Source organism: Ruminococcus sp. OM04-4AA, assembly GCF_003462585.1.
Lineage (GTDB): Bacteria > Bacillota > Clostridia > Lachnospirales > Lachnospiraceae > Mediterraneibacter > Mediterraneibacter faecis.
This window is the reverse complement of record NZ_QTZH01000161.1, coordinates 1-908: the sequence shown is the minus strand read 5'-3', so window position 1 is coordinate 908 and position 908 is coordinate 1. Positions and strand designations below refer to the sequence as shown.

1 protein-coding gene is annotated in these 908 nt (G+C 48.6%); it reads left to right on the top strand.

From position 1 onward, the window contains the following. A partial coding sequence (locus DXB52_RS16295) for a DUF6531 domain-containing protein (RefSeq protein WP_181989242.1) occupies positions 1-908 on the top strand: 908 nt, incomplete at both ends.

The window sequence follows — 908 nt, the reverse complement described above, 5'->3', positions numbered from 1 at the left end:
CATGTGTCTGCTATGAGGACTTATGCAGACCAGGCAGGGGAAGCACTGGACGCAGTACCTTATGAAGTCCGTTACGGGATAGCCGTCCATGACGTTTCCCAGTTACGCAGCGCCTTAAAGACGGAACAGATGGAGACCGCATTGACCAAATTGGAGAAATGCCGCCAAAGAGCCTGCGACTTGATCCCGGCAGCCGATACGGACTATGCCTCCCAGACAAGAGAACTTGCAGGGGTAACGAAAAGCCTTCAGACACTTTTGGAGGAAATGGAGCAGTTTTTAATAGATACGCCGCTTACTACGGACTACTCAGCATTCAAAAAAGCCTTTGAAGAGGTGCAGGCAAGGTGGAACAAGGTAACGGAAAATGGGGAAAAGGCAGTGGAAAAGCTGATGGCAAACATCAAGGGAGCGGAAGCCATCTGCCATGCCTTTTCCAAGGACCCGGTAAATTTAAGCACGGGAAACTTTATCTATGACCGGACAGATCTGGAAGTCGGGGGAAGGGAGTCGTTTGCTTTCCGCCGTTTTTATAATGCCATCAATGCACACAGGGGTGTGCTTGGAAAAGACTGGAACCATAATTATGAGGTACATCTGGAATTTACAGACGGGGAAGCAGTGCTTCTTCGGGAGGATGGAAAAGAGGAGCGGTTCTTCTGGGAAAAAGACCGTTACCTTTCCCTGTTTGCCAGCGAAGGTGCTTTGGAAAAAGAGAAAAACGGATATACTTATCGTACAAGAGCTCAGAAAACATACCGCTTTGACAAAGAAGGGAAATGCCTGGAAACCGAGTCTCTTACGGGTAGCCGTATCACGTTTGCTTATGAAGAGGAAGCACCGTTTCGTCTGGTGAAGGTCCAAAAAGAGACCGGGGAATTCTTTGCCTTTTTCTATGACACAGAGGG